This window comes from Zhongshania sp. (genome assembly GCF_041623545.1).
Classification (GTDB): domain Bacteria; phylum Pseudomonadota; class Gammaproteobacteria; order Pseudomonadales; family Spongiibacteraceae; genus Spongiibacter.
Genome location: NZ_JBFJWS010000173.1, coordinates 1 through 6,695, shown reverse-complemented (window position 1 = coordinate 6,695; position 6,695 = coordinate 1). Strand labels below are relative to the sequence as shown.

Sequence of the window (6,695 nt, the reverse complement as noted above, 5' to 3'; positions counted from 1 at the left end):
GTTTACAGATAGAGAATGGACACATTCCCACCCTCAACGCTTCACCACCAGTTTAAATCCTTTTCGATTAGCGCAATTCACGCCGTAAAATTTTGCCAACATTGGATTTAGGCAGATCATCGCGAAACTCAATAAATTTTGGAACCTTGTAAGCCGTGAGGTCTTGGCGACAAAACTCTCTAAGCACGGCCTCGGTCAAATTACTATTTCGGCGTACCACAAAAGCTTTTACCGCTTCGCCGGTACGTTCATCATTAACGCCAACTACCGCGCATTCGAGTACGTCAGGGTGACCGCACAAGACGTTTTCGATTTCGTTGGGATACACATTAAAACCGGATACCAGAATCATGTCTTTGATTCGGTCAACGATCTTATAGAAGCCTTTATCAAGTTTAACGGCGACATCGCCGGTTTTGAAAAAACCCTCTGGGTCGATTGCTTCGTCAGTCGCTTCAGGACGCCCCCAGTAGCCCATCATCACCTGAGGGCCCCGCACCCAAAGCTCACCCTCTTCGCCGTCTGCAACAACCTTGCCGGCGCTGTTCACCAGCTTTACTTCCTGAAAACCCATGGCTTGACCAACACTGCCTATACGGCGCGTGGAAGGCACATTTAACGTTAACGTCGCCGTGGTTTCAGAAAGTCCGTAGCCCTCAAGGAGCTTGGAATTGGTTCGGCGCTCCCATTCACGCGCAACATCTGGCACCAGTGCAGCGCCGCCCGCGATGGAGCTCTTTAGGCTTGACCAGTCAACTTGGTCAAATTTTTCATTTGCCATCAAGCCAACAAACATTGTGTTAACCCCGGCAAATCCAGTGAACGGTACAGACTTCATCACCTCCAACAAGCCCCCGAGATCGCGTGGATCGGGAATTAATACGGAGCGGCCGCCTAAGGCGAAGTTTGAACAGAGATATAAGGCAAACCCAAAGATATGGTAAATAGGCAGCGGGGCAATCAGCAGTGGTGCTGTGTCATCCTCGTCATCTTCAAGGTGTTTAAGGCCTTGCCCGACCCCACCCACAATATTGCCGTGACAGAGCATAGCGCCCTTGGCAACGCCCGTCGTACCACCGGTGTATTGCAGTACTGCCAAATCATCTAAGGTGGGACGCAGCGCTGGCAGTGTCTTACCTTTGCCGAGATCCATCGCCGCTGGCAAGGTAATCAGTGTCACTGAAGCGCCGAGATTATGTTCCGGCGCGGGCTGCGCTTCCATCATGTCAAAAACATTAGTGGCGATTAGCAGTTTGATATCCGTATCAGGAATCACCTTTTCGGCTGCCGCAACAAAGTCGCTGAGCATCACCACCGCCTTGGCGCCGCTGTCTTGAAATTGGTGGCGCAACTCTCGCTCGGTGTAAAGTGGATTGGTATTTACCAACACCAAACCGGCGCGGATAATTCCCCAAGCGGCTACTGGATACTGAATCAAGTTGGGCAATTGAATCGCCACGCGATCACCAAGTTCCAAGCCCGCATCACTACGCAGATAGGCGGCAAAATCACGCGACATCTCATCTATTTGACGAAACGTAACGTCCTGCCCCAAACAGCTAAACGCAATTCGGTCGGCAAATTCAGCGCAGGCCCGATCAAACAGGTCAAGCACCGAAGTGTAATTCTCATCATTGACTGCCTGAATTTGCTTACGGGCATAATCGAAGCGAGGGTCGGTAGCATAGTTCATAGTATAGAGCCCTTTCTGTTTTGTTTATTGAAGGCGATTTTTTGTATTATGATCAAATTGAAACGCAAGGAATAGCAACTGAAAGAATAAATCCCAATCTCCATTTATCAATATCAAATAAGGGCCACTGGCATATAGAGCCGCGGTAGCGCAAAACCATTACCGAACGCGACAAGCTCTTAACAGTTTGTGCCAATTCATGCGTTTTTATAATTACCTCCTTCAGACGCTAAAGCTAGGCGTGGCAAAGCTGCCCTATGCAGCTGCTGACATTGCCTGTGTTTCAGAGGCGACAACAACGCAAGCAGCATGGCGATACCAGTGAGCAGTTCACCGCCCAACAACAGACCGAGCAATAACTTCACGCATTATTTCTGAGGTACCAGCGTAAATCGTTTGCACACGAGCATCGCGGTATAGACGAGAAATAGGATATTCGTCGGTATATCCGTAACCACCATGCATTTGCAAACATTCATCAATGACTTTCAGTGACATTTCCGTCGATGCCAGTTTAATAATTGACGCGTGCTCGGTGGTCATTCTGCCTTCTTTAAATAGACCAATGTACTTTTCTAGTAGGGCTTTAGATAATTCAATTTCAGTTTTACAAGATGCCAATTTAAAACGCGTATTTTGAAATTGGCTCACCGCTTGGCCAAAAGCTTTCCGCTCGCTGACATAGCTGGCCGCCAAACCTAAGGCGCACTCCGCCAAATAGACCGCATGAGTGGCGCAGCCCAAGCGCTCTCTAGGCAGCTCTTCCATGAGGTAGATAAATCCTTTGCCTTCTTCACCTAACAATGCATTTGCGGGGATACGCATATCCGAGAAGAACAGCTCTGCCGTATCGCTGCAATGCTGCCCCATTTTTTCGATCTTCTTACCGCGAGAAAATCCAGGTAGCGATGTGTCGACTAAAAACAGCGAGATACCTTTAGAGCCCGCACTCGGGTCTGTTTTTGCGCATACAATCACGAGATCGGCGTGTACGCCGTTAGTGATAAAAGTTTTAGAGCCGTTGAGAATATACTCATCGCCATCTTTTACGGCATTTGTGCGCATACCTGCTAAATCGCTGCCTGCGCCCGGTTCGGTCATGGCAATCGCTGCAACAGTTTCACCGCTGGCCATTTTCGGGAGCCACTGTTCCTTTTGCTGCTCAGTGGCAATATTGTTGATGTAAGGCGCGACGATATTACTGTGTATGCCGTAACCACTCGCCAGCGAAATAAAGCCCAGCTTGCACATTTCTTCCTGAATCATCATGCAAACATCAACTTCAGCACCCGCGGTGCCGTACTGTTCTGGCATATCTACTAGCAGCAGGCCGGCTTCACCCATTGTGCGCCAAAAGGCCTTTGGCATTAAATGATCGCGCTCCCAGTCATCGTAAACAGGGACAACCTCCTGCTCTAAGAATCGCACAACCATGTCACGAAACATTTCAAGTTCTTCACTATTCGCCGCGGCCATTACTTTTCCCTCGTTATTTACAGACGGATCGAATCAATATTTCACAGCACCTACAGGCCCAAGCCCCGCGCTAAACCCGCCAAAAAATCCACTTTATACCGCTCACCCAGTGCCGCGCCAGGTATTATTTGAAAGGCATGGCAGGCGCCCGCATACATAACAAAGTCAGTGGGCACTCCGGCTTGCAGTAGTTTCTGTGCATAGCGAATATTCTCATCTCTGAATAGGTCGAGGGCGCCGGTGAAAATCCACGTCGGTGGCAGCCCTTCGTAGCGTTCAACTCGCGCCGGTACTTGGGGGGCAATAGCTTCTGCATCACCCAGATAACGCTTCCAAGCAAATTGATTGTGCGCTCTTGTCCACACAAACTCGCCCACCAAGGGGTCGCCCTCATGCCCTGCTGAACCAGTGAGGTTGTCCAGCATTGGGTAGGTAAGCTGTTGATGACATATTGCGTACTCACCTTTATCGCGGGCTAGGATTGCGAGTGCGGCCGCGAGGCCGCCGCCGGCACTTTCACCGCCAACGGCAATGCGCTTGCGATCCACGCCAAGCGTGTGCGCGTTCTCATGCAGCCACGCCAAACCCGCATAGCAGTCGTCTAATGGTCCAGGTATGGATACTTCGGGGGCTAGGCGGTAGTCCACGGACAACACGACGATGCCCAGCGCGGCGGCAACGGCGATATTATTCTCATCGGACCCGGCAGCACTGCCAATAATGTAGCCACCGCCGTGGATATGTAAGTAAGCAGTGCCATTTACCTTCGCTGGAATGTATAGCAAACAACGGACATTACCATCTGGGCCAGAGACCTCTATTTCCGTTCTCTCTACACCTGCGGCCTGAGCATCACCCATTACCAATGCCGCGCTTTGTTGCTCCCGATACCAGGGCAGTATCTCGTCGGTAAAGGTGAAACCCGGCGGTGAAAATTCAAGCAATGGGGACAGTTCAGGGTCTAGCAGGTGTTTTGACGACATAATTTTTTATCCTCGTATCTTCTAACATCACTAAGTGGGGTGTTTTTTATCGATCACTTAGCGTATTTCACCGCCCGATGACAGTGCCTCAAATTTTACTTGATGTAAGCCTTTACGACCGCATGTGTCGCACGGCAGGTCTACACCGGACCGCAACGGCTCTGTTCAAGCGCCGCTATGGCGCCAGAGGGTTCGCCTATCCCCGATGCCCGCAACAGCACAATGCCCCGCTGACTCGGCGACTGTATCACTTCGCCGGAGTAGTCCTTAGGATTGCTGCCAGGACCGATCAAGATCACCCTAACGAGCGTACCAATGCGGTAATGCTCATCGCGGCGATTGCTCATACCGGCGTAGTTATCGGTATTCATCTGGTAAAATTGCATAGACCAATAGCGCTCCGGCACTTTAGCCTCAATCAACAGCGGCCCTTCAGCTAAGTTGTAGATACAACTACCATAGAATAGATCTGGACTGGGCCGCACGATTTCACGGCTGGTTTCGTCCGCGCGCGGTTTAATATACAAAGTGTTGTAAGCCTGCTTTACGCCACCTCGCTGGTAGAGAAGCTCCATCACAAGATTCGGTAATACAAGTGCTAACAGATACTGACCAAGATAGGCGCAGAGCAGAATACCAAGACACCATTTAAGCAATTTCATGAGCAGCCCTCCAGCGTAACTGTCGGTAGGGGCGCCGATTGCGGCGCCTCAAGATAGGCCTTACCGGGCGTATATAGTCGCAACAACAAATCAAAGTCGTGCCCTGAACGCTTACGCCAAGACGGCGCCCCCGAAGGCCCGACAGGTAACCAGTTTACCGTTTGCTCCTCGGCGGCCACATAAATCACCCAACTACCATCTGCGCGGCGGACGATATTCTCGTTATTGAAGGAGTAGCGCTTTTGCTGATTCGGCATCAGGAAATTGTCCCAACCGTAGGCCGTGATACTCCACCAATCGGCATCGTAGTCCATACCTTCAATTCGATAGCGGCAATTCAGACGTAGCGGCTCTTCGTCTAATGAGTCTAAACGGTAATACATGGAGTTTTCACGGGTCGAGGCCAACAGCCCGCCCATAGCGATGGTCGCCTTTAGCATGATTCCGGCATCACTCGAACCGGTGCTAACGTTCGTAATCCAATTGCCATTCTCTACGCTCAGAGCACCAAGACCACTGCCGATGTTACGTACTAAAAAATACACCGAGAGCGCCAGAGTTAGCACCGCTACCCCGAGCAAGCGAATTACCTTCATTACGACTTATTCCTTATTTTTATAATATCGACTTCATATTATGCAGTAGACAATAGACCCTAGCGAGTGCAAACCAAGGAAGACTAGGCCTACTCGCCGCATAAGCAACATAATTGACAACCCAGGAAACAGACCACGCCTAATGGAAGCTGACCGTTTAGGCTTGTGTATTGACCTAATTTTCCCTCCCTTATCATATCCAGCATTGATATGGTTGGCAGGCACCATCGCCAAGAGTTTGGCCGATAAAGAATAAATACCGTCCTTATGGACAACATTGTTGAGGAAATAAAATGAGTCAGTGCCCTTTTGCCAACCTACTGAGCTTGGATACCTATCAAAATGGAATGCCCTACGAAGAATTAGCTCGAATTCGTGCGCAAGGGTCAATGATGTACATGGAAGATCCGGAGAATGGTGTACCGTATTGGGCAGTTGTTAAGCGCGATGCACTGGACTTTGTCTCACAGAACCCAGACCTGTTTTCGTCAAACTTGCAGGGCGCATTTCCAATGGAAGTGCACGAAAGCGAGAAAGAGATCCAAGCAATAATGCAGGAGAACATCATCATCTCCATGGATCCACCTAAGCACATGAAGTACCGCAAAATTGTTCGAGATGCCTTTACTCCCAAAGCAGTGAACAATATGGAAACTTGGCTGCGTCAGAGTGCGCGCGCAATTATTGATCGTGTTGCCAGCAAGGGCGAATGTGAGTTTGTCGAAGATGTCGCCGCAGAACTGCCCTTAATGGCAATTCTCGAGTTATTGGGTGTTCCCCAAGAAGACCGCAAGCAGTTTTTTGAATGGACGAACATCATGGCCTTCGCCGATGACCCAGACCTCGCCACCAGTCGCGACGAAGCCAACACGGTGAGTTTTGAAGTCATGGGTTATGCCGCAGAGCTTGCCGCTAAGCAGCGCGCAAACCCAACTAGCCAGGTTGTTGAAGCCTTATTAAACGGTGAAGTTGACGGCCAAAAAGTCACCGAAGAAATGTTCGCCTGGATGTTTATATTGATTATGGTTGGCGGCAACGAAAGTACCCGCACCGCAACGGCCCATGGCATGCGCCTGTTAATGGAACACCCAGACCAGCTTCAACACCTCGTCGACCACCCAGAAGATATCGCCGATGCCGTTGAAGAAATGCTCCGCTACAACACCGCGTTTATTGCGATGCGCCGGACGGCGACCCAAGATATTGAATGGAACGGATACAATATAAAGAAAGGCGATAAAGTCGTATTACATTACCATGCGGTTAACCACGATGAAGATGTATT

Annotated in this window: 6 protein-coding genes; 1 reads left to right on the top strand and 5 read right to left on the bottom strand. The window is 50.1% G+C overall.

All coding sequences use genetic code 11. The features are described from left to right. Positions 1–67: 67 nt before the first annotated feature. The 5 genes from ABYT30_RS13540 to ABYT30_RS13520 form a co-directional block, all read right to left on the bottom strand. Entirely contained in the window at positions 68–1,693 is a 1,626-nt protein-coding gene (locus tag ABYT30_RS13540) for an AMP-binding protein (RefSeq protein ID WP_373096981.1), read from the bottom strand. Between the two features lie 330 nt (positions 1,694–2,023). Then, entirely contained in the window at positions 2,024–3,169 is a 1,146-nt protein-coding gene (locus ABYT30_RS13535) for an acyl-CoA dehydrogenase family protein (RefSeq protein ID WP_373077325.1), read from the bottom strand. A gap of 50 nt (positions 3,170–3,219) precedes the next feature. Next, a complete protein-coding gene (locus tag ABYT30_RS13530; protein WP_373077327.1) occupies positions 3,220–4,152 on the bottom strand; it encodes an alpha/beta hydrolase in 933 nt (310 codons plus the stop codon). 140 nt (positions 4,153–4,292) lie between these two features. Then, complete coding sequence (locus tag ABYT30_RS13525) at positions 4,293–4,814, bottom strand: DUF1254 domain-containing protein (protein WP_373096979.1); 522 nt, start codon at positions 4,812–4,814, stop codon at positions 4,293–4,295. Next, positions 4,811–5,410, bottom strand: coding sequence for a DUF1214 domain-containing protein (locus tag ABYT30_RS13520; RefSeq protein ID WP_373096977.1), 600 nt, complete (start codon positions 5,408–5,410; stop codon positions 4,811–4,813). Before ABYT30_RS13520 ends, ABYT30_RS13525 begins: the two co-directional genes overlap by 4 nt. Before the next feature lie 293 nt (positions 5,411–5,703). Between ABYT30_RS13520 and ABYT30_RS13515 the strand changes: the two genes are divergently transcribed. After that, on the top strand, positions 5,704–6,695 hold a 992-nt coding region (locus ABYT30_RS13515), incomplete at its 3' end, for a cytochrome P450 (protein ID WP_373096975.1).